Origin of the sequence: uncultured Actinomyces sp., assembly GCF_963526355.1 — a bacterium.
In the GTDB taxonomy this organism is placed as follows: domain Bacteria; phylum Actinomycetota; class Actinomycetes; order Actinomycetales; family Actinomycetaceae; genus Actinomyces.
Map to the genome: position 1 here is coordinate 1 of NZ_CAUROW010000032.1, position 23,651 is coordinate 23,651.

Below are 23,651 nucleotides of genomic sequence, written 5' to 3' on the forward strand. Positions count from 1 at the left end.
TCGACGGCGACTACCTTGCCCACCGGCTCGGCTTCTACTCCGGCCACGGCTACTTTGCCGACGACGAGCTCGCCGAGCTCCAGGCTCGCGTGCGCCTCGATGACGTCTCCGACTCCTGGAGGCTCCTGGCCAACTTCGTGTCCGTCCACGCCCGCGACTGATCGGCTCGGACGATCGTGAGGTCGGGATCTGCTGGACCTCGGGAAGAGCTGGTGCTGCTTGCGCACATGGCAGTTAACCGTGAGGCGAGATGGTAACAGACTCTGATCAGCGTTCTAGGTGATCAGCAACCATCCCGAGTTCCTGTGGCACGCATATATGCAAGATGCCGGGAGAATTGTGGGAATGCGAGAAACTGACGTGTTGAGAGGGTCTTACTGACGATAATTTGCTGGTGCATCAGTTTTCTGCTCGAATACGATGTCCGTGTCATCAAGGGTCGAAGATGATAAGAGGTGAGTATCTTGGTGGCAGTGAGTCGAAGTGACTTTGTGAAAGGGGCGTCTGGTGCTGCACTTGGTGTTGCCTTAGCAGCTGCTGGAATGGCGTCTCCCGCTTTTGCTCGAGGGGCGGAGAATATTCATGCTGGAGTCGCGGGGACGCGACTGGGGCCGCCGTCGCCAGAGTTTATTCAGCGAGTGATCTCGCTGGGTGAGAATTTGCAATTCAAAGACGATACCGGGGCTTTGTCTGTTCATCTTACGGATGCTGATCTCAGGACTCGATTTGATTTCAGCGACAATGATGTCAATCATCTGAGGGCGGTTGTTGCTGAAAGTGCTCGAGCGGACAAGGACGTCTATGAGCATGACTACATCGTTCGTTCCGGGGCGCGTTTCTATATCTCGAATCAGGACCTGACGGCGGGTGTGTTTTCGGTCTTGGCGACCGCGGCGGGCTCTAGCCCAGAGGCGCTTGCCGCCGCATGGGTGGGTGTGTCAACGATGATTGGCGGTCCGGTAGGAACTATTGTGGCCGGCGGAGTTGCGCTACTCGGAATCGGCTTCTTCGTCAACCTGGCCTTCAAGATCACTGGAGCCCTTGCGCAAGGGAAAGGGGTGGCCCTCTATCTGGAGTGGGGTTTCCCCCCGATTGTTCCGGAGATTGAATGAGCGTGGGTGTTTTGCAGTGACAGGCAGTGGAGTGGAAGCGGTAAAGCCATCGCTCAACGCTAAGAGAACGTTAGGCCAGGCTGTGGCCGGCGGCGGTGCTCTGGCGGCTGCCGTGGGGCTGGGCGAGGGGGTGGATGGACAACTATGGGTGTTCGTGATTATTCACGCCGTACTCGTTGTTGGGGCGATGTGGCTCCTCGCGTCGGCGTGGAAGGAGATCGATCGCACTGAGTCTCTTCGCTTCGGTGCGGCTACCTGCATCTTGGCCGACGTCCTCGTCGTCGTTGGATTGTATGGAGTCGCGCTCAGTGGAAGCCGGGCCGCGGTGGTCCTTATCGTCGCGATTTACTGTCTCTGGTTCGCTGTGCGGGTTGGGAAGCATGTTCGCCGGTATGGTTGGCGCCGATGAACCGGGTTGTGGTGCTCTTGTAGGAGACTGCGACGGCCTGTCCGGCTTCCTGTCACTCGTTCGCTCCGGCCGTGCTCATCGCGTGAGCGCGGCCGGAGCTGCAGATGAACGCGACTTTCCGGTTGTCATGTCCGAGTTGAAGTCGATCGCTGTCGGAGGTTGAGTCGTCGGGGCTGCTGCTCCCGTCTCAGACGCTCGAGACTCCTCCGGAATTCCCGCTGGTTGTGCTGGAACTGCTGGTACTTCTACTTGAATCACTAGCGGATGCCGGTTCGACGTCGTCGCTGAGCCGCTTACCCTGCCTTGTGGAGTCACCGTGAAGAACCGCTTCTTCAAGGCGCCGATGCATGAGGCCCTGGGAACCCCCGAACTGGGGCCCTCGCAGGACATCGTGGACCTCTACCGGCGCTGGGCCGCTGGTGGCGCAGGGATCCTTGTGACCGGCAACGTCGCGGTCGACTCCCGCCACCTGGGGGAGCCGGGCAACATCGTCGTCGAGGACGAGACCCACCTGGAGGTGCTGCGACGCTGGGCGCAGGCGGGCACCGCGCACGGCACCCAGCTGTGGATGCAGATCAACCACCCCGGCCGGCAGTCGCCGCGCTCGGTCAATCGCCATCCGGTCGCCCCCAGCGAGGTGCCGGGTGCTGGTGGATACAGTCAGTTCTTCGAGCCGCCCCGCGAGCTCAGCCGTGAGGAGATCGGCGACATCGTACGTCGCTTCGTCACCACCGCCCGCATCGCCAAGAAGGCGGGCTTCACGGGCGTGGAAATCCATGCTGCCCACGGTTACCTCATCAGCCAGTTCCTCTCCCCGGTGGACAACTACCGCACCGATGAGTACGGCGGTTCCCTTGAGGGGCGCATGCGCCTTCTCATCGATATCTATCAGGGTATGCGCCAGACCCTGGGGACGGACTTCCCCATCGCAGTCAAGCTCAACTCCTCCGATGGTGATCCCGGTGGTATGAGTCAGGAGGACTCGCTGCGCGTCGCGGCCCGCCTGTCCGAGCTGGGCGTGGATGTCCTCGAAGTCTCCGGCGGCACCTATCGCAGGCCGGTCTTCGAGCAGACCGACAGCAGCGAGGAGGACCGCTGCCGTGGCGTCTACTTCGCCGACTACGCACGCCGTCTCAAGGAGCTCGTCTCCATGCCGGTGGCGCTCACCGGCGGCTTCCGCTCGGCGTCGGACATGGAGGAAGCCGTTGCCGAGGGGCTCACTGATCTTGTGAGGATCGGGCGGCCGCTGACCCTCATCCCGGACTTGCCGCAGCGCATTCTTCACGGCGCGGGCCGACGTCGGATCGATCTTCCCCGCGTCTCCACGGGCGTCAAGATGCTCGACGACATGCTGGGCGGCGTCCTGTTCATCGGCTGGTACGAGATGCAGATGCACCGGCTCGCCCGAGGCAGGTACGCCTCCGCCCGCGGTAACGGGTTTGCGGCGCTGGCCTTCACAGTGCGCCGTCATGGGCTCGGCGCGCTCATGCCCCGCAGGGTGGGGCGGCGCGGCTGACGACGGCAAGGTGAGGATCTGGAGTGGAGCGGCCCATGACTGACCAGCGCGCGCAGCCGGCCGGCCGGTGCAGCATCGACATCCTCAATGACTGCGTCCCCATGTTCGAGGCGCTCAAGGACCCCACGCGTCAGCAGATCATCGTCCATCTCCTCCAGCACGGTCGGCAGACGGTGGGGGAGATCGCTCGGACCTCCCCGTTGTCGCGCACCGCCGTCTCCCACCATGTCAAGCTGCTGGAGCGGGCGGGACTGCTGTTGATCACGAAGGTGGCGACTCGGCGCATCTGCCAGGTCCGCAGCGAGGAGGCTCTGAGACTGCTCAGGGGACTGGTGGCGGCGTTGGAGTCCGACATCGAGACGCTCAAGCGTGAGCGGGCTCAGGTGCCGCTGGCTTGACAGAGTCAGGGGAGTCTCAGTGGTCTCCTGAGGGGTATCCTGAAGACCGCGGTGATCTACGGAGTGTAAGACGTGTAGGAGTGGTAGGTCTGGTACTGAGAGGGTGGTTGTATTCCATTCGATGGAGCGCCCGGAGTCACCTGGTTGTGCCTGCCGGTGGAGGCCTGGCGGTGTATCAGCGCCGTCACACCCATGGTAATGACACCGAGAAGGATTGACGCCGCCCACGCCCGCGGAGCCATGTTCGGGAAGGCTCCTTTATCAATGTTGGTCAGACCGTGCGCTGAGGCCGTGGCGGCGCCGGAGATGCCGAACGCGGAGAGAATGTACATGTTCATCAATGCCACGATCATCGGTGCGATTCCGACAAGGCGTGCGAACACGACAGTGTGCGGAAACCATGACCCCAGATAGATACTGACGCAGGAGACGATGGCTGCGATGATCGCCAGGACAAGTCCGACGATGACAGGGACTCCCGGAGACTCGGGGGACAGGGAGGGGGAGAAGGTCATCCATATGTCGACCTTGTAGACGCCCAGGTCAAGGCCGAATGTCGCGTCCCGAACTACTACCATGAGTCGGTGGAGCATGGACACAAGAATGAACAGGTTGACCGCCATTCCCAGGGTCACCGGCCATGACCGCCGAAGAGGGGCGCGCCTGCTCACGTAGATCGTTGCGATGGCGGCGCCGCCGGTTGCCAGGAGGCCCAGTATGGGCAGGGGATTGTCGACGATGCCGTCCTTGAACAACAGAACATCGATCAGAAGCAGCTGAAGCGCGGCTGCCGGTGCAACGATGCTGGGGCGATTTCGGAGTACGGCGATGACGGGGGCGAGAAGAAGAACAAGCCACCAGGTGCCCAGCGTGTACTGGATGTATAACTGAAAGCTGCTGAAGGGCTGCGACATGAGACCCTGCCCGGCCTGGAAGAACGGGTGCCTGGTGAAGTCATTCAAGGTCCAGGTGGTCTGAACGCCGAGCGCAAGCAGTGTCAGTACGAAGGCGATGATCCGGACGCCGTTCCAGGTAATGGTGGAGGAGTCGACCTGTGGGTCGGCGAGGGAGGACGTTACCGAGGTATCGGGAGCGGTGTAGCCCGACGTCGGAGGCGAGGTGGTTTGGGGGTGCGGGAACGGTTGCGTCATGACTGCATTGTGGGCTACCTGCCGGTTGGTGTCGATGCACAGACCATGGCCGCCGTCGTCCATCATCCCGAACGTGCCGTGTGGGGCCTTTCAACTCGTGGCTCACGCCCAGGGCGATAGGTGGCCCCAAACTGCGGTAGCAGAGGTGGGGATGAGGGGGATGTCCTGGCTGGGGCCGATGGTATGGCGTCTGACGCATGCGCCGGTGGGGTGGCGGCCCACCGAGATGGTGGTGTGTGAGGCGTCGCCTGCACTGTCTGCCGACGCCTGTGGCGGCAGGACTCCTCGGCTCTGGTCAAGCCCAGAGCGCGTTTGACCCACGCGGCGGTCCTGTGGGGGCGGGCCCTTGGTCTTGAGTCCGTGTCGATCTCCCGGGTAGCAGCCGCCCTGACAGTGGCCTGGCACACTGCCAGCACCGTGATCCTGACTGACCCATGCACGTCTGCGCTGCTGGACGATCCCGGCCGCTTCGACGGCGTGGAGATGTTAGACGTCGATGATTCCCCAGCGCGCTTCGCTCTCAAGTGGGAGGTGCCCCCTTTGTGTAGCGCCACACCAAGTGGGGCGACAAGTACGCCCGCGGTGATCATCGACCTGACCCCCGTACGCGACCGGAGTGGTCCGGCTCGGCTGCTGGACGTGGTCGAAGGCCGATCCAAGAAGGTCCCCAAGATCTGGCTCGCTGCCCGGGATGAGTCTTGGAGGCAGAACCGCCCAGGTGGTGGCCACCGGGCGGCTTCACCGGGGTCAAGAGCGCGACCGGCGCTGGGGGACACCGCTAGGTCAGTGGGAAGAACCGGGATGACAGTCGGCCCGGAGCCCCGTTGAACGCGCTGACGCGCTCCAGCGCCAGCTGGTCCTGGACGGCGATGATGATCTGACTGCACTGCTGCTGGCCGTCTCGGACAACGGGGCTCAGATGATCGCCGCCAACACCCGCAGGTTCATGTTCATGGTCGCCATCGCTCAGCACTTCGGGCGCCCAACGACTCCCACCGACCAGGCCTGGATCGAATCACTCAACGGAACGCTCAAGGCCGAGTGACCCCACCTGCTGGTCATCACCGACCCCACCGTACTCAGGGCCGAGCTCGACTCGGTTCGCGCCGAGTACAACAACCAGCGCCTGCACGCAGGCATCGGCTGCGTCATCCCCCTCGACGAGCACGAAGCACGCGGACCCACCATCCGCAAAGCTCGCCAGGACGGGCTGGAACAAGCCGTCTGGCGACGACTCGCCTACAACAGGGACAACGACACAATCAAACCGATCCAGAAGACCACAATGATGTCTGATCCAGCTACCCGAAGCGGACATTAACGCTGAAACAGGTCAACTCGAGGCTTCTACCAGTGCCTGATCCAGGTCTACAGGGCCGACGACCCGGGTCTGGGAAAGTACCTGATGCAACAAGCCATCAGCTCCTTGAAGCAAACCATCTCCAACGGCCTGGAGGAGATCAGTGCCCTGGCCGAAAGAGCCGCCGACACCCCTGCCTACTTCGACCACCTCCATACCTCCAACGGTCCCACCGAGGTGATCAACGGACGCCTCGAGCACCTACGCGGCATCGCCCCGCACTTCGACAAAATCTTCATAGACGACACGGCTCCGCGTCATTTGTGAAGATTTTGTCGAAGTGGCGGTGAGGTGTGTGCTCAACGGGGGCGTACCGCGTTGCTCAGACCTGGGCTGTGAACTCTTCCGAGTATCTCGCTGCTGGCACGATCTCCATCCTATCGACTCACGGGAAGAAAAACTCCTCAGTCCGAGAAGCACCACGCATCCCACTTAGGTGGAAGGCGTGGCAGGAATGCGGTGGCCGGCCGTCAGCAATGATCCGATGAGAATAATGCCGATGGTCGTGATCGCCAGCACGACTATCCCCATGCTTGAGGGCTTGTAGGCATGCGCACCGGTGGTGGGCAGTCCGTGGATGAGGAGGACGAAGACGTTATGAAGGGTCAGAAGAGATGCTGCGGTGACGGAGGTGATTTTGAAGGCGAGGCGATGCGGTGCCCGTCTCCCCAGAAGGAGGCTTACCGTGGACAGTGAGATGATTGCCATTGAAAGAATCAGTCCCGGTACCAGAGGGACACCCGTTCCTCCGGAATCTGACCACATGAGCCACGTGCCAGCAGTGTAGTGCTTGATGCTCTGCCCCTTTGATGCCGCTGTGTTGGCAGCCCAAGCGAGCTCAGAAAGCCCCAGGATAATGTCGAACAGCATGAACTGGCAGCATCCCAGGGCCAGGGTGGTGGTCCACGGCTGCGGATTCTTCAGATGTTGGTTGAGGCGGGCCGTCAGGACGGCGCCGATAGTGGAGACGATGAAGGAGAGCACGAGGATGGTGTTCAGCATGCCACTGTGCGGAAGGCTGAATGCTTCTGTCGATAAAGTGAGCACACCATGACCGAACCACAGTGAAAGCCCTGACATCTCGAATACGGGCTGATTCCTGACCAAGTGACGTAGTGCGAAGAAAAGCCACCAGATCGCCGGTGAGAGCGAGATGAACATGAGGGTTATGATCACGGTCGTCATCCAGTCGAAGCCCTGCCGTAGGCTGGTGTATTGGATAATGAAGACAATGATCTGGAGAGCGCATGCCACAAGCATTGTCATCAGCGCCGCAGACTTCTCACCGCGCCACGGCACGCGATGTCCGACGCCGTTCGATTGAGGTGAAGCCGGCCCGGATCCCGGCAGGCCCGGATGTGAGAAGGGGTTGACGGTCGGGTAGGCCGGTGCGATGGCCGCTCCGCTCGAGTACTGCTGCGCGGGGGCCGCATAGGGCTGATGCGGCTGGTACTGCGACGATGATGCCGACATCGGTGGTGTGGGCCGTTCTGTGTGGATCGGACCTCCGGGAGGGACGGATACCGTCTGGGTCGGGATGGCGAGCTGCTCGGAGTAGGCATAGGGGGCCTGACCGGCCGGCGCGGGCGTCGGCGCCTGTCCGTACGGCACGGCGGTGTGTGCGGCGCCTTCGGGGAACCGACCGTACGCGGCGTACGGTGAGTATCGCGAGTCGTCTCGGTCCTGAGGCTCCCTCGGTGCGGGTGTCGGCTGTGTCATGGCGGGGTCCTGGTGGTCGTTGCTGGGAGGCTCTCGTGGAGCCTCCCGCCCGGGGCCCAAGGTGTGATGGCCTGAGTCCCAGGCGCGTCAGGTATGTGAGAAGTGTGAGACGAAGTTACGGATGATCTGTCCGGCGTCGTGCACCTCGGAGGATCGGGCGTGGGAGAGGATGTCCTCACTCATGTCCGGATCGCCGTAACCGGCCTCGTCGTAGATGTTCACCCGCTGCTCGAACCGAGCGGCGTCGAGCTCGGGGTTGAACTGGCAGGCGTAGACGTTCCTGCCCACGCGCAGCATCTGGACAGGGCAGTCGGGTGAGCTGGCCAGCAGCGTGGCGTGTGCGGGCACCTCCCCCACGCCCTCGTAGTGCCCGGCGAAGACGGTGACGGCCTGGGGGAGTCCCGCCAGCACCGGGTCCTCGCGACCCTCCGCCGTCAGGAAGAGGTCGACGGCGCCCAGCTCCTCACCGAACTCCTCGCTCGTCCCGGTGCCCAGGTAGGCGGCCAGGACTTGGAGCACGACGCCGGTCGCCAGGAGCGGGATTCCCTCCTTGAGGATCACCGTCAGCAGCTCGCGGACCTGGTCCTCCACGTGCAACTGACTGCGGGTCTTCTCCGCCGTCGGCGTGTCAGCGTTGTATGGGCTGGCCCCGATGAGCACCCCGGAGACATCGGCCGCCGTGAAGGAACCGAAGAAGTCGACCTCCTCGAGAGCAATATGCTGCAACTCATTGCGCGACAGACCGCTCTGGGCCAGGAAGGACTCGTACTCGTCCCGCGCCGCCTCGTGCTCGGGGCGCGTCGTCACCATGATGAAGGGCTTCACGGAACCACTGTAGGGGACCTGCCGCTCGGACGGGGTGACTAGGCCCTAGAACGTCATGATTATCAGGACGAAGAACCAGCCGAGGGTGAAGAGCGACCCGAGAATAAGGCCCATCCAGGCCATGCCCTCACCGGAGTCGTAGCTGTGGCGCAGGCGCCGCAGTGCGAAGCACGCCAAGATGATCGCGATGACGCTGACGCCAGGGATGAATCCGAGCAGCCCCCAGACCAACGCGGCCGTCGCCCCCTTGTCCGTGCGGGGCAGCGGTGCCGTGTAGCCGGGGCCGGAGAAGATCTCCGCGGGGTCGAGGTTCTCGGTACCGGGGAAGACGAATCCAGGAGGAAGCCCGTTGGCGTACTGATCCGAGTCCGGTGAGAAGGCCGGTGCGCTCTGTCCTGGAGGTGCGGGCCGGGCGGTGCTCATGACTCCATCATGCCCGTCTACGCCGGGTCTGGCACCGTCTCGGCGGAGGAGCCGGGTGGGGCTGCAGGCTTGCCTGTCTCGGAGCGCACGATCGGCACGGCTCCTGCCGGGGGCTATGCTGAAGTCCCGGCAGGCTCTGCCGGAACCTGCCGAGCGTCCCGCGGGTCTCCCGCGAGTGGAGCTTCTCGCGGGACACAGTCATTTCCCCATTGCTCAGGCAGGAGACCGTTCGTGTCCTCTTCTCCTTCTCGCGGCTGGCGCCTTCACGGTAACGGCCGGTCCATCGCTCCGGGCGAGGTCGTCGCCCCCGGTGAGCGCCTCACCTGGCCCCGCACGATCGGCATCGGTGTCCAGCACGTCGTCGCCATGTTCGGTGCCACCTTCCTGGTGCCGCTCCTGACGGGTTTCGACCCGGCGACCACGCTGTTCTTCACCGGTGTGGGCACTCTGCTGTTCCTGGGAATCACCTCCGGGCGCCTGCCCAGTTACCTGGGCTCCTCCTTCGCCCTCATCGCTCCCATCGGGGCGGTGACCGGCTACATGGCCGACGGCGCAGGCCCCATCGACGCTCATAAGGCCTCCCTGGCCCAGGGCGGGATCATTGCGGCAGGACTGTCCCTGCTGCTCGTGGGCGTCGTCGTCCACCTGGCCGGGGCCGGTTGGATCGACCGTCTCATGCCGCCGATCGTCACCGGCGCGATCGTCTCCCTCATCGGCTTCAACCTGGCGCCCTCGGCCTGGAACAACGTCAAGCAGGCCCCTGTGACCGCGGTCGTCACGGTCGTCTCGATTCTGCTCATCACCGTCATGTTCAAGGGCATCATCGGGCGTCTGGCGATCCTCATCGGCGTGCTCATCGGCTACGCCACCGCCGTGGTGCGCGGTGAGGTGCAGTTCGACAAGGTCGTCGACGCCCCCATCCTGGGTCTGCCCCACTTCCATCCCCCGGCCTTCGACGTGAGTTACCTGGGGCTGTTCATCCCTGTGGTGCTCGTCCTGGTCGCTGAGAACATCGGACACGTCAAGTCGGTCTCGGCGATGACCGGGGAGAACCTCGACGACGTCACCGGGCGCGCCCTGTTCGCCGACGGACTGTCCACCATGCTCGCCGGTGCGGGCGGCGGTTCGGGCACCACCACCTACGCGGAGAACATCGGTGTCATGGCGGCTACCCGCGTCTACTCCACGGCCGCCTACGTGGTGGCGGCGCTGACAGCTCTGGGCCTGTCCCTGCTACCGAAGTTCGGGGAGATCATCGCCACCATTCCGGCGGGCGTCCTGGGCGGTGCGGCCACGGTCCTCTACGGCATGATCGGCATGCTCGGCGTGCGCATCTGGGTGCAGAACCGGGTGGACTTCTCAGACCCCGTCAACCTCAACACCGCCGCTGTGTCCATGGTGGTGGCCATCGCCAACTACACCTTGGCCTGGGACGGCATGACGTTCGAGGGCATCGCCCTGGGATCGGTGGCGGCGATCGGCATCTATCACGCAATGCGATGGATCTCGAAGGTGCGCGGCACCAACCTGGAACAGGCGTCCCCGGCCTCGGCGCCCGCCGGAACCGAGTTGGAGGGGCCGGCCTACTCCCGCCGCGCCGCCCACGCTCCCTCGTCCGTCTCCCCGGCGCTGGGTTCGACGTCGTCGAGTACCGGGAACGATGGCGGAACTGATGACAAGAAGGGTGTCTGAGAAGCGGTGCCGATAGGCGGAACGGAACGCGTGGTGGGACGGCTCCGGTTGAGGACGTACCTTTCGTGTGAGGACTGTGATCCCTCGCAAACTGCTGCGGTCAGCCCGCGGTCGTCCGCGGGAGAAGTACGTCCTCGACACGAAACGCAGTTCCCGATCCATCTGCCCGACCGTCCTGCGAGGAGGTAGTCCTGCTGTGCCCGGCGGGTTCTCCTCGGCCTCGGGCTGGAAGGTCGGCAGCGCCCCGGGCTCAGCTGGACTTCTTGGCGGCCTTGTCGGCCGGGACGCAGTCGCTGGGAGCCGTAATGGCCTTGTCGGAGCCGAGCAGCTTGATCTCATCGGCCGACAGCGCGTTCTGCAGGTACTCCTTACCCAGGACCACCGAGACCGTGGGGTCGTCGTCGGCCAGGCTCTCATCGATCCTCACCGCCGACTCGGGGAAGATCTGAGCCAGGGAGTAGGCGTTGGTCAGACTGCCCTTGGAGGACATGATCTGGACCTCGCCGTTGAAAATGCCCCCGGGCCAGTCGCTCGCGGAGGCGACCGTCAGACCGGCCTCCTCCAGCTCCTGCTGCACGGTGGTCGCCAGACCCACTGACTCCGAGCCGTTGTAGACGTTGATCGTGAGTGTGGTGACGTCCACGGTCTTGGCGCCGTCGGGAGGGCAGGGCTGAGGCACGTAGGTCACGGTGCTCTTGGGCTGCGAGAAGCCCGGCTTGTAGACGGGAAGGATTTCCAGTGACACCAGGAGGCTCACGGTGACCGCGACGACCATGACGGCCAGGACCGAGCCGATGACGGTGGCCTGGCGGTGCTGCATGTGCCGCCGGTACTCGGTGCGTGGATCTGCGGGACTACTCACGCGATCCAGAGTAATGGACGATTGGGCGTCACCGGGCGTTGTGGAACCCGATGTGACATGAGACCGAGGTGAGGTGCTGGGGCTCCCGGGAGCCTCAGGCGTTCGGCGGCGCGGGCGCGAGCCTCGGCGTTCCCTCCTCGGTGACCTCCAGGATGCGGGCGTGGATCGCGGTGCGCCCCTGCAAGGCGGCGCGCAGCGCTCGGTGCAGCCCGGTCTCCAGGTAGAGGTCCCCCTTGAAGGAGACCACATGGGCGAAGAGGTCTCCGTAGAAGGTGGAGTCGTCATCCAGGAGGCTGCGCAGGTCCAGGGTCGCTCGGGTGGTGGTGAGATCGGCCAGGCGGATCTGTCGGGGTGCGATGACGGCCCACTCGCGCTGAGTGGTGATCCCGTGGTCGGGGTAGGGGGGGCTCTCTCGCACTGCCTTGAAGATCACGAGGGCATCCTAGTGAATGAACCTGCGCAAGGTGCATGGGAGCGTCGTGGGCGGGTCAGGGGCTCGCTCCACGTCGCTGTCCGCCCCCGCCCGAGCGTGCGGGGAGGTTCGCCCGGCGTGCGAAAGTGTCGCGGTAAAGCGTTATCTGTCTCACTGACCGGAACGCGGCTGGTGGAGTCATTGACTCGTCATCTCATTGTTATTGGCGTTATCACAACGAAATATAGTGGTGCGCTGAGAGGGGTGGGCATCTGACGTCGACGCAGGGGGCGGTGGCTGACTTTCAGACTGTTCCCCTCCGCTTCGGCGCTCTAGTACGGTGTTGGTTACACCGATGTCGATCGAAAGGATGCCGCAGCCATGACCGTCGAGGTCCGCCGAAGCGGCTTCACCATCCCTTTGTCCCTTGTCGTTCTCACCTCGACCACCATGCTCCTGGCTGGTTGCCAGTCGGGTGGTGCCTCCAGTGCCAATCAGCAGGGAACCGCGGAATCGGTGCCCTCGTCCTCCGCCACGACCCAGTCGACGGCCACTGCCGAGCCGACGTCCGGGCAGAAGCCGGCTCACGCCTCCCCCCGCATCCCGAGTGCCACCGAGAAGGCTGTCGGCGAGTCGTCGGCGCCGCAGTCCTCCTCCGGCGCGCGCCCCTCGAGCCCGCGTGCCAGTGAACCGCGTCCGGCCGTCAGTGGGGCTCAGGCCGCTGACGGCGGCGCGGGCGGGTCTGCGGCCTCGGGTAAGGCGGACGCTCCGGGCGCGCAGAACGGCGGTGCCTCCAAGACCCCTGAGGGTGACGGTGCCGCGAGCCGCTCCGCCGCGCCCCAGGATCAGGCGGCCCAGCCCGCGGCTCCCGAGGTGCAGTCCTCCGAGCCCGCTCAGGCCCCTGCTGACGGTTCCGATGGCGCTACTGACGTGACGACGCCCGCGGCGCCTGCAGGCCCGCAGGCGAGTCAGGCCACGTCCTTCGTCGCGGACCATCTCGTCACAGAGAAGACTGCCATGGTTGTCTCGCCGTCGGGCAACATCGGCTGCGACCTGTCTGCCCACTACGCGGGCTGCGGTGTGTTGTCCTACCGCACCGGGGCCCCTTACGGTCAGGACGCGATGGGCTCGCCCAACTGGTGGTTCGACCTCAGTGGTGGGGCGACGCCTCAGCTCGGCGGTCGCAGTGAGGGGGCGTTCTCCCTGGATGAGTCCTTCCGTGGTGCCGGTTCCTCACCCCAGGTGGTCGAGTACGGCCAGTCCGTCGTCTTCGGTTCCTGGGTGTGCAGTTCCGAGGAGAGCGGTATGACCTGCCGCAATGCCGAGACCGGTCATGGAGTCTTCCTCAGTTCCTCGCACTACGAGGTCTTCTGAGTCTTCTGAGTCCGGACCCGATCCGGTACGTGACGGCGTGTGTCGGCCCCGGTGCTCGGCCGGGGCCGACACACGTCTTCGATGCTGCGAGTCGGGCCGTTGGCGGCCAGGGGGATCAGGCGGCTGCCCGCCCATGACGTGGCGTGCCAGGGGTGCGGCCCGTCGCGACTCACCTGGTGTGCAGTGGGTCGGTGAGGTAGTGCTGGATCGTCGGTCCGACAACCTCGACCAGGTGCTCCACGCTCGCGCTGGCAATGGGGTCCAGGCGCAGTACGTAGCGGATCATGGCCAGCCCCACCAGTTGGGACCCCGCCAGGGTGGCGCGTTCTCGCGCCGCGGCCCCTGGCAGGCCCGACTGTTTGAGTGCCTCGGCCACCGGGGCGGCGATCTGCTCGGTGGCGTAGTTCTGGATCGCCTCCGGGGCGCTGACGTCGGTGGCCATCCACCGCAGCAGGGTGCGGAAGGTCGCTCCGCCCGCGGCGTCGTCCCAGGCGGTCAGTGACAGACGTACCAGCCTCGGGCCGGCCGATCGCAGGTCCCCGCTGACAACGGCCGCGATCTCCTCGCTCGCTCGCAGTCGTAGGTTGACTGCCGCCCCGAACAGGTCCCCCTTGGATCCGAAGTAGTACGACACCAGTGCCGGGTCCACACCGGCCGTGCGTGCCACCGCGCGGATTGTCGTGCCCTCGTAGCCCTGAGCCATGAACGACTCGCGCGCAGCGGCCAGAATCGCCTCCCGTGTGGGGGACTGGTGGGCGCTGCCGGGATCCGGCCGACGTCGTGGCCCCCGACGGCGCGATCGACCGGATCGGGTGCCGCTGGGCGCCGTCTCCTCAGGTGAGGCGCTTGGGGGAGGTACGCCGATGTCGTCACTGGTCACTCCAGGAGGTTACGGGTGTCTCGTCGTCCGTGGCCGCCATCTCGACAGAGAACGGGGAAGTTCCGGGAGAACACTACGCTTGCCCGACATGAAGGACGCTGCCGGTACGTGATGATCGCCCTATTTTTAGGTAAGTCTATTGATTCGATATTCAACGACGTTCAGATTTGTGTCGCGCTCGGCGGGCGGCCGAGAGGGTCATTGGGCGTTATTGTGCCAATAAGTGATGTGCTTTCACGTGAGGCCCCTCGTTTAATTCAACAGCGTTGAGGCCAGTGGTCGGCGTCGATACGGTGGTCCGGTTCGCACCGCCGTCGGCCCTTAAGGGGGCGACGCAACCACGCGTCGAGGTGAAGTATGACCGCTCCTTTCCCCGTCACTGAATCGCCGAGGTCTGCGTCCGCTGCGCCGGCGGCGACTGCGGCGCCCGGAAGCGCTGTACCCGCCGGTCCTACGGTGCTGAGGATGGGGCTGGATATCGGCTCGACCACCATCAAGCTGGTCCTTCTTCCGGAGCATCTGCCCGGGGCGCCTGCCGGCGCTCAGTCCGCCTCGGTTGCTCCGGTGTTTGCTGAGTACCGGCGTCATAATGCGGATGTGCGCGGTGAGTTGACCCGCCTGCTGGGCGAGGTTGCTCAGGCCTATCCGGGCGCCGTTGTGCGCGGGGCCGTCACTGGCAGCGCCGGTCTGTCCCTGGCCACCCTCATGGGCCTGCCCTTCGTGCAGGAGGTCATCGCCGAGACCGAGACGGTGCGCGTGTGCGACCCGCAGGCCGACGTCGTCATCGAGCTCGGCGGCGAGGACGCCAAGATCACCTATCTCCACCCCACCCCCGAGCAGCGCATGAATGGCACGTGCGCGGGCGGAACCGGTGCCTTCATCGACCAGATGGCCCAGCTCCTCCACACCGATGCCGCCGGCCTGGATGACCTGGCCTCGCGCTACACGACGCTCTACCCCATCGCCTCGCGCTGCGGCGTCTTCGCCAAGTCCGACCTCCAGCCGCTCATCAACCAGGGCGCCGCGAGCGAGGACCTGGCAGCCTCGGTCCTTCAGGCCGTCGTCACCCAGACCATCGCGGGCCTGGCCTGCGGGCGTCCCATCCGCGGTCATGTCATGTTCCTGGGCGGGCCGCTGCACTTCCTGCCCCAGCTGCGGGCGGCCTTCGAGCGGACCCTGGCGGACCAGGTCGACTCCTTCACCTGCCCCGACAACGCTCAGCTCTACGTCGCCATCGGTGCCGCCCTGCTCTCCTCGGGTGAGCCGACGCCGATCTCGGAGCTGTCCACCCGTCTGGCCACCCGCAAGGCCCTGTCCCTGGGCACCTCCCGGATGCGCCCGCTGTTCAAGGACACCGCCGAGTTGGAGGCCTTCCGCGAGCGTCACGCCCGCGCGCACATTGAGCGGGCCCACTGGCCGGTCCTCGAGGAACCCGCCGAGGAGAGCGGCCCTGAGCCGGACGGCCCGGACGATGAGCTCGATGAGGAGGCCTCCGGCACGGCGTCGGCGCCGGGGGTGAGGGACCATGCGGACTCGGACTGCTTCCTGGGGATCGATGCCGGCTCGACGACGATCAAGGCCGTCGTCCTGGACGGGCGCGGGCGCATCGTGTGGGAGCACTACGCCGGCAACGAAGGGGACCCGGTGACGGCCGCCGTGGAGATCCTGCGTCGCATCCACCGGGAGATGCCCGACGGGGTGCGGATCGTGCGCTCCTGCGTCACCGGCTACGGCGAGTCCCTGGTCAAGGCGGCGCTGCGCATCGACGAGGGCGTCGTCGAGACGATGGCTCACTACCGGGCGGCGGCCTACCTCAACCCCGGGGTCACCTCGGTCATCGACATCGGTGGCCAGGACATGAAGTACCTGCGCATCAAGGGCGACGCGATCGACTCCATCAGCGTCAACGAGGCCTGCTCGGCCGGCTGCGGCTCCTTCCTGCAGACCTTCGCCCAGTCGATGGGCCTGGAGATCGGCGAGTTCGCTGAGGCCGCTCTGCATGCCGAGCGTCCGGTGGACCTGGGCAGCCGCTGCACCGTGTTCATGAACTCCTCGGTCAAGCAGGCCCAGCGCGAGTCGGCCACCGTGGGGGAGATCAGTGCGGGTCTGTCCTACTCGGTGGTGCGTAACGCCCTGTACAAGGTCATCAAGCTCAAGGACGCCGACCAGCTCGGCGAGCGGGTCTCGGTCCAGGGCGGCACCTTCCTCAACGACGCGGTCCTGCGGGCCTTCGAGCTGCTCACCGGCCGGGAGGTGGTGCGTCCCGACGTCGCCGGACTCATGGGCTGCTTCGGCGCGGCTCTGAGCGCTCGGGCCACCTACGACGGCGTGCCCTCCGGCCTCATGAGCCTGGGTGAGCTCTCCCGTTTCAGTCTGACCACCGAGACCGCCACCTGCAAGCTGTGTCAGAACCACTGCCAGCTGACCATCACCACCTTCAACGACGGACAGCGCCACATCTCCGGCAACCGCTGCGAGCGGGGCGCCACTCAGGAGCGGCGCGCTACCAAGTCCGACCTGCCCAACCTCTACGACTACAAGTACAAACGGGCCTTCTCCTACCGGCGCCTGCGCGAGGGCGCCGCCACGCGCGGGGACATCGGCATCCCCAGGGTGCTGGGCATGTACGAGAACTACCCCCTGTGGTTCACGGTGCTCACCTCGCTGGGCTTCCGCGTCATGATCTCGGGGCGCTCCAACCATGAGCTCTTCGAGTCCGGCATGGACACGATCCCCTCGGAGAACGTCTGTTACCCGGCCAAGCTCGCCCACGGGCACATCGAGGCCCTCATCGCCAAGGGCATCAAGACGATCTGGTTCCCCTGCGTCTTCTTCGAGCGTGAGCTCGTCAAGGGCGCCTCCGACCACTTCAACTGCCCGATCGTGGCCACCTATCCCGAGGTCATTCGCAACAACGTTGACGCCGTGCGCAATGGACAGGGCAACGGTGGTGAGGGTGCCGGGAGCTCGGACGTGCGGATGCTCTCCCCGTTCCTCAACCTGGCCGACCCCGCGACGCTCGCCGAACGGCTCGTCGAGGTCTTCGCCGACTGGGACGTCACCCTGCCCGAGGCCCGTCGGGCCGTGGCCGCGGGCTTCGCCGAGGACGCCGCCTTCAAGGCCGACGTGCGCGCCGAGGGCCGCCGCGCCCTGAAGTGGATGGAGGACAACGACCGCAAGGGAATCGTCCTGGCCGGACGGCCCTACCACATCGACCCCGAGATCAACCACGGCATCCCCGACGTCATCAACACCCTGGGTCTGGCCGTCCTGTCCGAGGACTCCCTCCTACCCGAGCCCGACGCCGTAGTCGCCGAGGCCGCCGACACCGCCGAGACCACTGGGCAGGCCGGGAAATCCGAGGAGACAGAGGATGCCGACAAGGCCGGCCGGCTCGGGAAGGCTGAGCCGGGAGGGCGCCCCGCCAGGCCGGCCAGACCCAAGAAGCCCAAGAAGACCGACTGGGCCGCCATCGCCCGCCAGGCCGGCTCGTCTCCCGGCACGAACGAGGCCCCCGACCCCGGCGACGGCGCCGAGCACGCCGTGGCCGCCGGGGCGTTCAGCCGGGCCGTGGCCGCGCTGCGCCGCCGGGTGGACGAGTTCCGGTCCGATCCGCAGGCTCCGGCCGACTGGTCCGACGTCACCGACGTCGGCTTGCCCACTCCCAAGCCCGTGGCCATCGAGGGTGTCACCGGACGCCTGCGGGTGCGCGACCAGTGGGCCTATCACTCGCGCCTCTACCAGGCCGCCGAGCTCGTCACCGCCCGCGACGACCTCGAGCTCGTCCAGCTCAACTCCTTCGGCTGCGGCGTCGACGCCCTGACCACCGACCAGGTCCAGGAGATCCTGGAGTCCGCCGGCGGGGTCTACACGAGCCTCAAGATCGACGAGGTCTCCAATCTCGGTGCCGCCACCATCCGCCTGCGTTCCCTGGCCGCCGCCTCCGAGGCCCGAGCCGCGGAGAGGACCGCAGACAGGGCGGCTCACCTCGAGGAGATCTCCGACGAGACCGTCGATGACGTCGTCGAGATCGACACGACCATGTCCACTGATCGGTCTGCTGCGAAGACCGCCGGGAAGGCCGCCGACCGGCCGGCGGGCAAGGGTGCCGAAAGGACCGTCGGGTCTCGTGAGGCGGGCGGCGCCGTCGGAGGCCGGGAGCTGCCGGGGGCCACCACCCCGGTCTTCACCGAGGCCATGCGCGCCACCCACACCATCCTCATGCCGCAGATGAGCCCGGTCCACTTCCGGCCGCTGGAGCCGCTCATGCGGCGCCTGGGCTACAAGGTCGAGCTGTTGGAGTCGGCCAGCAGGGCGGACCTGGAGGTGGGCCTGCGCTACGTCAACAACGACGCCTGCTTCCCCGCCATCATGGTCATCGGCCAGCTCATCGGCGCCTTCACCGACGGCAGCCACGACCCCGACTCCTGCGTGGTGGCCATCTCCCAGACCGGCGGCATGTGCCGCGCCACCAACTACGCGGCCATGCTGCGTAAAGGCCTGCGCGAGGCCGGATACCCGCAGGTGCCGGTCCTGGCCATCTCGCTGCAGGGGCTGGAGGACAACCCCGGCTTCGAGCTGACCGCCACCATGGGCCTCAAGATGCTCCAGGGCGTCATCATCGGCGACACCCTCAACACCTGCCTGCTGCGCGTGCGCCCCTACGAGGTGGTCGAGGGGTCCACCCAGGAGCTCGTTGAGCGCTGGAACCGCATCATCGCCGAGTACTTCGAGCACAAGGGCCGATCGGCCACCTGGGGCGGACGCATCGGCTACCGCCGCCTTCTGCGTGAGATGGTCCGTGAGTTCAACGACCTGCCCCGGCGTGACATCCCCCGTAAGCCGCGCGTCGGCGTCGTCGGCGAGATCCTGGTCAAGTTCCAGCCCGACGCCAACAATCACGTCGTCGACGTCATCGAGGCCGAGGGCTGCGAGGCCGTCGTCCCCGGCCTGCTCGCCTTCTTCCTCAACGGCCCGGCCACCGCCCAGTGGGAGGCGGACGCCTACGGCGTCGGCAGGGACACCGTGGCCAAGAAGAAGGCCGCCATCTGGTTCATGGAGCAGATGCAGGCCCCTGCCCGGGCCGCGCTCGCGGCCTGCGGCGGCACCTTCGACGTCGAGTCCTCCATCGCCGCCATGGCGCAGAAGGCCTCGAAGATCCTCAGCCTGGGCAACCAGGCGGGTGAGGGGTGGCTGCTCGCGGCCGAGATGGTCGAGCTCATCGAGCACGGCGCCCCGAACATCGTGTGCTGCCAGCCCTTCGCCTGCCTGCCCAACCATGTGGTGGGCAAGGGCATGTTCCGCGAGATCCGGCGTCTCTACCCGCAGGCCAACATCGTCGCCATCGACTACGACCCCGGCGCCAGTGAGGTCAATCAGCTCAACCGCATCAAGCTCATGATCTCCACGGCCCTCATGGCGCAGGACGACTCCCGGCACCGGGGACCGGAAGGGGCAGGCCGGTCCGATGCCGCAGAGCCCTCGGGGGAGCCGCGGGAGGGCTCAGGGGCGGAGGACCTGCTGGCCGGGCTCGGTCCGGTGTCGGACGGGACGCCATCGTCCCCCGACATAGCCGGGGTGGAGCGTCATCCTCAGTGGACCGGGGCCCGGACCCGCTGAAGGGCGGTGTGAGGCAGCGTCAGACTACTTCTTGGAGTCCTTGGCCGAGCCCTTGACCTGAGACTTGTCCCCCTGGGCGACGACGCAAGTGACCAGGCGGTCGCCCTGGGCCCAGGTGTCCTCACCGGGGGAGAGGTACTCGATCTGGTAGTCGGAGCTGCCTGCCTCGATCCCGACGTACCTGGTGAAGTCCTCGCCCTGGCAGAAGCCCTCGCCCAGGGACTTGATCGAGCCCTCGCTGGGGAGCGTGTCGACGTCGTCGGGGAAGGTGGTTTGGGCGACGACCTCGTAGGTGTGGGCCCTGGAGCAGTCGACCACCGCGACCTCACCGACCGGGTTGTTCCCGCCTGCCTTGTCGCTGACGGTGTTGTAGCAGTTCCCGACCTTGAGGTCCTTGGTGGCCGTGGTGGTTCCCGAGGAGAACAGGCTGCAGGAGGACAGTCCCACGGCAATCACGGCGGTAGCGTGGAGAACGAGGAGCGAGGTCGGGCTGCGCATACAACGAACCGTAACAGTCCGGATGTAAGAATACTGCCGATTTTTCGCGGGATCCTGGTCGCAAAAGGCGGGTGGGATGAAAATATCCGGGATGAGGACCGGGTGGCGGCTTGAGACGGAGAGACGGAGGGCCGCCACCCGGCCGGAGTGGGTGCAGGACGGATCGTGCCTGGAATGTCACGGGGTGAGCCGCTGATCTCGGGTGGTGGCCCACCTGCTGGTTGACATTCTGTGTCCTGCTCGATGGGGACAGGCTAGGAGTTCTTGATGGAATTATTCAATGGGGACTCGTCCGCGTTCTGGGCGACGCACACGAAGGATCGGTCGCCCTGATCCCAGGCCTCCTGCACCGGGGTCGCAGCCAGGACGCTGTACTTGTCGGCCGCGGAGGAGCCGACGTACTTGGTCAGCAGCGGGCTGCAGACCTTGGCCATTTCCTTGGAGGTGTTAGCCTCGGCGTGGGTAGCGGCGGTGGTGGTCCCGGTTCCGATCATCTCGTACTGGTGAGGGGTGGAGCAGTCAACAACCGTTGTACTGGAGATGGACTCCTGGCTGTCCTGGGAGTCGGTGGTGACCTCAGAGATGCAGTCGCCGGCCTTGAGGTCGTTGATGTCGACGTTCTTGGCGTTGGGATCGGAGCTGGAGGAGGCGCCGGCCTTCGATGAGGGCTTGGTCGAGGCGCCGGCGGACTCCTTGCCCTTGTCGCCTTTGTCCTTATCCTTGTCTTTGTCCTTGTCCTTCGAAGGGGCTGACGACTCGGCACTGCTTGACGACGAGGAATTCGTGGGCGTGGTGGTCACCGCCTCCTCGTCGCAGGCGCTCAGGCTGAGGGCGAGCAGGAATGCAGTGGGCAGAGCGATAAGGGTGGGGGTTGAACGCATGAGTTAACAGTGGCAGACAGCCTGCGGGCCTGTCGATGGGGAGAAATGCCGGTTGACCGTGTGGTGGGGCGGACAGATGGTCTCAGATGTCGGGTTACGACAAAACCCCAGAATCATGCGGATCCCGGGGTGATGGCGGAGGATGGGGGATTCGAACCCCCGAGGGCTTGCACCCAACACGCTTTCCAAGCGTGCGCCATAGGCCACTAGGCGAATCCTCCAGGCGCTCCACGCGGCGACAACCGCGTGCAACGAGAAAGGAATATATCGGACCGCCCATCCCCGGGGCCAGCCCGGGGTGGTGGGATCTGTCACGCGGTCCGGTTTTGCTGCATCGCTCCCCATATGGACGCACTGCAGGCCTCGAGGACGTACCTCCCAGGACAGTCCTCGAGCCCCATGGTGCGTCCTCGAGCTCAGGGGTGCGGCGGAGCCGCATGCGGAGGGTTCGCAACCGGGGACCAGATCGGGTAGTCTCTCGCTCGGCCCCTCGTGCGGCGTCATCCAGTGAATCCCCCAGGACCGGAAGGTAGCAAGGGTAAGCAGGCTCTGGCGGGTGCGCGAGGGGTCCTCACGTGCCCGGGTGGCGCAGAGGGCGGCCTGATGCGCCCGGGTGCCGGAGGGGATCCGCCTGCTGGCGCTCAATCAGCCGCTGCTTCCGGCCGGTATGGTCCGAGGCTCGTGCAGTGAGCGTGAGATCACGCCTCGACGGTGTCGACCTCCTCCAGACGACCGGTGGCCAGGTTCAGGACGAATCCGCGCACGGCGTCGGTACGGGGGATGAACGGCGAGGCCTTGATGCGGGCGATCGACTGGCGCACGCTGTCGGCCAGGTCGGTGAAGGAGCCCGGCGCCCAGGCCGGCCGCGCGCCCGTCTCGGCCTCCAGGGCGCTGCAGAGTTCATCGTCGGTGAAGGAGAGCATGCCGCAGCCGGTGTGGTGGATGAGGATGATCTCCTCGGTGCCCATCAGCCGCTGGCTGATCGCCAGGGAGCGGATCGTGTCCTCGGTGACCAGGCCGCCGGCGTTGCGGATGACGTGCGCCTCGCCCGGGGTGAGCCCCAGGGCCGCGAAGACGTCCAGGCGCGAGTCCATGCACGCGACGACGGCGACCTTCTGCGTCCCCTTGGCCGCCAGGCCGCCCCGGGAGAGGACCTCGGCCGAGTAAGTGACGTTGCGGGTGACAAGAGCCTCGGTGACGGACATGGTTCCTCCGTTTCTGCCGACGACGGGCGAGCACTCCCATCGTGCCAGGCCGCGTCGGCGGCGCCCGACTCGCCCGGTGCCTCGCACGGGGTCGGCCCGGCCGATTAGGCTCGGCCCGTGACCACCGCTCTGTACCGCCGCTACCGCCCCGACGCCTTCCAGGAGGTCATCGGGCAGGACCACGTCACCGCTCCGCTCATGGCGGCGCTGCGGGCCGACCGCGTCACCCACGCCTACCTCTTCTCCGGCCCGCGCGGCTGCGGCAAGACGACGTCGGCGCGCATCCTGGCCCGCTGCCTCAACTGCGCCCAGGCCCCCACCGACACCCCCTGCGGCTCCTGCCCGTCCTGCCGGGACCTGGCCACCGGTGGCCCCGGCAGCCTCGATGTCGTCGAGATCGACGCCGCCAGCCACAACGGTGTCGACGACGCCCGCGACCTGCGCGAGCGCGCCGTCTTCGCCCCGGCCCGCGACCGCTACAAGATCTTCATCCTCGACGAGGCCCACATGGTCACCGCGCAGGGCTTCAACGCGCTGCTCAAGCTCGTCGAGGAGCCGCCGGCGCACGTGAAGTTCATCTTCGCCACCACTGAGCCGGAGAAGGTCATCGGCACCATCCGCTCGCGCACCCACCACTACCCCTTCCGCCTCGTCCCGCCCGACGTCCTCGAGGGCTACCTGGCGCAGCTGTGCCGGGCCGAGGGCGTCGAGATCGGTCCCGGCGTCTTCCCCCTCGTGGTTCGTGCCGGCGGCGGCTCCGTGCGCGACACCCTGTCCGTCATGGACCAGCTCATCGGTGGGGCGCACGACGGCGGCGTCGACTACCAGCGGGCCGTCGCCCTGCTCGGCTACACCGACACCACCATGCTCGACCAGTGCGTCGACGCGATCGCCGCCGCTGACGGCGCCGGCGTCTTCCGGGTGGTCGACCGGGTCGTCTCCTCCGGGCACGATCCCCGCCGCTTCGTGGAGGACCTGCTGGCCCGCCTGCGCGACCTCCTCGTTATCGCCCTGGCCGGCTCCGAGGCTGGTGCGGCGCTCGGCTCCATGCCTCTCGACGAGCTCGAGCGCATGGACCTTCAGGCCCGCACCATGGGGGCGGCGGCCCTCTCGCGAGCCGCCGACACCACCGCCCAGGCCCTGACCGCCATGGTCGGCGCCACCTCCCCCCGACTCCAGCTCGAGCTGCTCGTGGCCCGCCTGCTCATCCCGGCTGGCCACGCTCAGACCAGCGGAGCTGAGGGAGCGGCCGGCGCGGTCGGGCAGGTCGGGAGCGCCGGTCCGACGTCGTCGCCCGCTCCCGGTGGTGCAGGCG

The 23,651-nt window shown here is 66.2% G+C and carries 19 protein-coding genes, 1 tRNA gene and 1 other RNA gene; 10 read left to right on the top strand and 11 right to left on the bottom strand.

From position 1 onward, the window contains the following. The first annotated feature begins 455 nt into the window (after positions 1-455). The 3 genes from RWR81_RS07940 (at position 456) to RWR81_RS07950 (ending at position 3,435) form a co-directional block, all read left to right on the top strand. Positions 456-1,112: a hypothetical protein gene (locus RWR81_RS07940; protein ID WP_314456616.1), complete on the top strand. Its 657-nt coding sequence runs from the start codon at positions 456-458 to the stop codon at positions 1,110-1,112. Between the two features lie 707 nt (positions 1,113-1,819). Continuing rightward, positions 1,820-3,037: an NADH:flavin oxidoreductase/NADH oxidase family protein gene (locus RWR81_RS07945; protein WP_314456645.1), complete on the top strand. Its 1,218-nt coding sequence runs from the start codon at positions 1,820-1,822 to the stop codon at positions 3,035-3,037. Between the two features lie 35 nt (positions 3,038-3,072). Beyond that, complete coding sequence (locus RWR81_RS07950) at positions 3,073-3,435, top strand: metalloregulator ArsR/SmtB family transcription factor (protein WP_314456618.1); 363 nt, start codon at positions 3,073-3,075, stop codon at positions 3,433-3,435. 56 nt (positions 3,436-3,491) lie between these two features. On the opposite strand, the gene RWR81_RS07955 is transcribed toward RWR81_RS07950, so the two are convergent. Beyond that, positions 3,492-4,586: a hypothetical protein gene (locus RWR81_RS07955; protein WP_314456620.1), complete on the bottom strand. Its 1,095-nt coding sequence runs from the start codon at positions 4,584-4,586 to the stop codon at positions 3,492-3,494. Between the two features lie 919 nt (positions 4,587-5,505). Here RWR81_RS07955 and RWR81_RS07960 point away from each other — a divergent pair. Next, positions 5,506-5,631, top strand: a complete 126-nt coding sequence (locus RWR81_RS07960) for a hypothetical protein (protein ID WP_314456622.1) — start codon at positions 5,506-5,508, stop codon at positions 5,629-5,631. 360 nt (positions 5,632-5,991) lie between these two features. Then, a complete protein-coding gene (locus tag RWR81_RS07965) occupies positions 5,992-6,213 on the top strand; it encodes a hypothetical protein (RefSeq protein ID WP_314456649.1) in 222 nt (73 codons plus the stop codon). 165 nt (positions 6,214-6,378) lie between these two features. Here the strand turns inward: RWR81_RS07965 and RWR81_RS07970 are convergent, their stop codons facing one another. From RWR81_RS07970 to RWR81_RS07980, 3 genes are all read right to left on the bottom strand, one after another. Beyond that, entirely contained in the window at positions 6,379-7,557 is a 1,179-nt protein-coding gene (locus RWR81_RS07970; protein WP_314456623.1) for an annexin A7, read from the bottom strand. Between the two features lie 195 nt (positions 7,558-7,752). Then, on the bottom strand, positions 7,753-8,490 hold the full coding sequence (locus RWR81_RS07975) for a glutamine amidotransferase-related protein (RefSeq protein ID WP_314456625.1): 738 nt from the start codon (positions 8,488-8,490) through the stop codon (positions 7,753-7,755). Between the two features lie 45 nt (positions 8,491-8,535). Next, positions 8,536-8,913 (bottom strand): DUF4190 domain-containing protein, encoded by a 378-nt coding sequence (locus RWR81_RS07980; protein WP_314456626.1) that lies wholly within the window; start codon positions 8,911-8,913, stop codon positions 8,536-8,538. A gap of 231 nt (positions 8,914-9,144) precedes the next feature. On the opposite strand from RWR81_RS07980, the gene RWR81_RS07985 reads away from it, so the two are divergent. After that, positions 9,145-10,605: a solute carrier family 23 protein gene (locus RWR81_RS07985; protein WP_314456628.1), complete on the top strand. Its 1,461-nt coding sequence runs from the start codon at positions 9,145-9,147 to the stop codon at positions 10,603-10,605. A 250-nt stretch (positions 10,606-10,855) separates the two neighbouring features. Here RWR81_RS07985 and RWR81_RS07990 read toward each other — a convergent pair whose 3' ends face one another. Together RWR81_RS07990 and RWR81_RS07995 are read right to left on the bottom strand one after the other, a co-directional pair. Further along, complete coding sequence (locus RWR81_RS07990) at positions 10,856-11,425, bottom strand: LytR C-terminal domain-containing protein (RefSeq protein WP_314456647.1); 570 nt, start codon at positions 11,423-11,425, stop codon at positions 10,856-10,858. 136 nt (positions 11,426-11,561) lie between these two features. Further along, on the bottom strand, positions 11,562-11,900 hold the full coding sequence (locus RWR81_RS07995; protein ID WP_314456630.1) for a type II toxin-antitoxin system VapB family antitoxin: 339 nt from the start codon (positions 11,898-11,900) through the stop codon (positions 11,562-11,564). A gap of 360 nt (positions 11,901-12,260) precedes the next feature. Here RWR81_RS07995 and RWR81_RS08000 point away from each other — a divergent pair, with 360 nt between their 5' ends. Then, positions 12,261-13,253, top strand: a complete 993-nt coding sequence (locus tag RWR81_RS08000; RefSeq protein ID WP_314456632.1) for a hypothetical protein — start codon at positions 12,261-12,263, stop codon at positions 13,251-13,253. 169 nt (positions 13,254-13,422) lie between these two features. Here the strand turns inward: RWR81_RS08000 and RWR81_RS08005 are convergent, their stop codons facing one another. Beyond that, positions 13,423-14,133: a TetR family transcriptional regulator gene (locus RWR81_RS08005; RefSeq protein ID WP_314456634.1), complete on the bottom strand. Its 711-nt coding sequence runs from the start codon at positions 14,131-14,133 to the stop codon at positions 13,423-13,425. A 465-nt stretch (positions 14,134-14,598) separates the two neighbouring features. Here RWR81_RS08005 and RWR81_RS08010 point away from each other — a divergent pair, with 465 nt between their 5' ends. Further along, positions 14,599-19,752, top strand: a complete 5,154-nt coding sequence (locus RWR81_RS08010; protein ID WP_314456636.1) for an acyl-CoA dehydratase activase-related protein — start codon at positions 14,599-14,601, stop codon at positions 19,750-19,752. Positions 19,753-19,776: 24 nt separating this feature from the next. Here RWR81_RS08010 and RWR81_RS08015 read toward each other — a convergent pair whose 3' ends face one another. The 3 genes from RWR81_RS08015 to RWR81_RS08025 all read right to left on the bottom strand — a co-directional run bounded on the left by RWR81_RS08015 (position 19,777) and on the right by RWR81_RS08025 (position 21,352). Continuing rightward, positions 19,777-20,250 (bottom strand): septum formation family protein, encoded by a 474-nt coding sequence (locus tag RWR81_RS08015; RefSeq protein WP_314456638.1) that lies wholly within the window; start codon positions 20,248-20,250, stop codon positions 19,777-19,779. A 254-nt stretch (positions 20,251-20,504) separates the two neighbouring features. Continuing rightward, on the bottom strand, positions 20,505-21,131 hold the full coding sequence (locus tag RWR81_RS08020; protein WP_314456640.1) for a septum formation family protein: 627 nt from the start codon (positions 21,129-21,131) through the stop codon (positions 20,505-20,507). Between the two features lie 133 nt (positions 21,132-21,264). Next, positions 21,265-21,352 (bottom strand) — tRNA-Ser (locus RWR81_RS08025). Positions 21,353-21,612: 260 nt separating this feature from the next. Between RWR81_RS08025 and ffs the strand changes: the two genes are divergently transcribed. Further along, positions 21,613-21,707: signal recognition particle sRNA small type (gene ffs / locus RWR81_RS08030), an RNA gene on the top strand. 122 nt (positions 21,708-21,829) lie between these two features. Here the strand turns inward: ffs and RWR81_RS08035 are convergent. After that, on the bottom strand, positions 21,830-22,336 hold the full coding sequence (locus RWR81_RS08035) for a carbonic anhydrase (protein ID WP_314456642.1): 507 nt from the start codon (positions 22,334-22,336) through the stop codon (positions 21,830-21,832). A 117-nt stretch (positions 22,337-22,453) separates the two neighbouring features. Here RWR81_RS08035 and RWR81_RS08040 point away from each other — a divergent pair. Then, positions 22,454-23,651: DNA polymerase III subunit gamma and tau (locus RWR81_RS08040; protein ID WP_314456644.1), on the top strand; the 1,198-nt coding region annotated here is incomplete at its 3' end.